At 63.7% G+C, this 1,463-nt stretch carries 2 protein-coding genes; both read left to right on the top strand.

Translation table 11 applies throughout. The features are described from left to right. Positions 1-864 (top strand): 3-mercaptopyruvate sulfurtransferase (gene sseA / locus EN932_RS35960; RefSeq protein ID WP_128369517.1); only part of this gene is annotated, 864 nt, incomplete at its 5' end. Between the two features lie 5 nt (positions 865-869). Next, positions 870-1,433, top strand: a complete 564-nt coding sequence (locus EN932_RS35955; protein ID WP_013531462.1) for a GNAT family N-acetyltransferase — start codon at positions 870-872, stop codon at positions 1,431-1,433. Positions 1,434-1,463: the final 30 nt, after the last annotated feature.

Raw genomic sequence — 1,463 nt, 5'->3', positions numbered from 1 at the left:
GCCGAGGACAGCCCCTTCACCGTCGACGCAGACTGGCTGCAGCAACGTCTCGGCGAGCCGGGCCTGACGATCATCGACGCATCCTGGTATCTCCCGGCGCAGAAGCGCGATGCGCGCGGCGAGTATGATTCGGCCCACATCCCGGGTGCACGATTTCTGGATCAGGATGCCGTTTCGGATCCGGATTCGCCCTTGCCGCATACGCTGCCGTCACCGCAGCATTTTGCCCAGTATGTCGGCGCCATGGGCGTTTCGGCCGATGACACCATCGTCGTCTACGATGGTCCGGGCTTCTTCTCGGCGCCCCGGGCGTGGTGGATGTTCAGGGTGATGGGCGTCTTCCAGACCTATATTCTGGATGGCGGCTTCGATGGCTGGAAAGCCGCCGGCAGACCGGTGACGGCTGAGCCGACGAAGATCGCGCCAAGCGTGTTTCATGCCGATTTCGACTCCGGGCGCGTCGCCAGCCTCGCCGACATGCGCCGGATCGTCGACACCAGGGCAAGCCAGATCGCCGACGCCCGTGGGCCGGGCCGCTTCACCGGCACTGAACCTGAGCCGCGCGCGGGTATCCGCTCCGGCCATATGCCTGGCGCGCGCAATCTGCCCTATTCGGCGCTGTCGGAAAATGGCGAGCTGCTGTCGAAGGACCGCCTGCGCAAGGCGATCGAGGAGGCCGGCATCGATCTGTCGAAACCTGTCGTCACCTCATGCGGCTCCGGCATTACCGCAGCGGTGGTGACGCTGGCGCTGGAAACACTTGGCCATACCAACAACTGGCTTTACGACGGCTCCTGGACGGAGTGGGGCGGGCTTTCCGACACGCCTGTCGTGACCGGCCCCGTTGTGATCGGCAAGGAATGAAGACGATGGAAAACGGCGCGCTGGAAGATATTGACGTCACGGTGACGTTTCTCGAGATGCATGTGCCGCCGGCCTATTCGCCGCCGGTGCCCTACAACCGTCAGATCGCGCTGCTGAAGACCAAGGACATTCCGCTGCATTTCTACCGCTATCTGATGGACCGGGTGGGGCGCAAATGGCACTGGGTCAATGTGCTGAGGCTGGATGACGACGAGCTTGCCGCCGGCATTCATCGCGAGGATCGCGACATCAGGGTCCTTTATCTCGACGGCGCACCCGCCGGCTTCTTCGATCTCAAGCCGCATCTGCCGGAAGAAGTCGAGCTCGCCTATTTCGGCATGATGGAACATGCGACGGGACAAGGCATCGGCCGCTGGTTCCTGGGCTCCGCGATCGCTGCCGCATGGTCGCATGGGCCGAAGCGGGTGACGGTGCAGACCTGCACGCTCGATCATCCGGCGGCTCTGCCGCTCTACCAGAAGCTCGGCTTTGCACCGGTGGCGCAAAAGAAGGAAATCGTGCATCCGCTGCCTTTCGCCGAGCGCGCGGCCAGCGTCATGCGGCCCTAGCCGGAAGCTGACACCAGCTCGAATCTGAAC

This window comes from Mesorhizobium sp. M7A.F.Ca.US.002.01.1.1 (assembly GCF_004022955.1).
Classification (GTDB): Bacteria; Pseudomonadota; Alphaproteobacteria; order Rhizobiales; family Rhizobiaceae; genus Mesorhizobium; species Mesorhizobium ciceri.
Note: the sequence above shows the minus strand (reverse complement) of the source record. Positions and strands in the feature narration are given on the sequence as shown.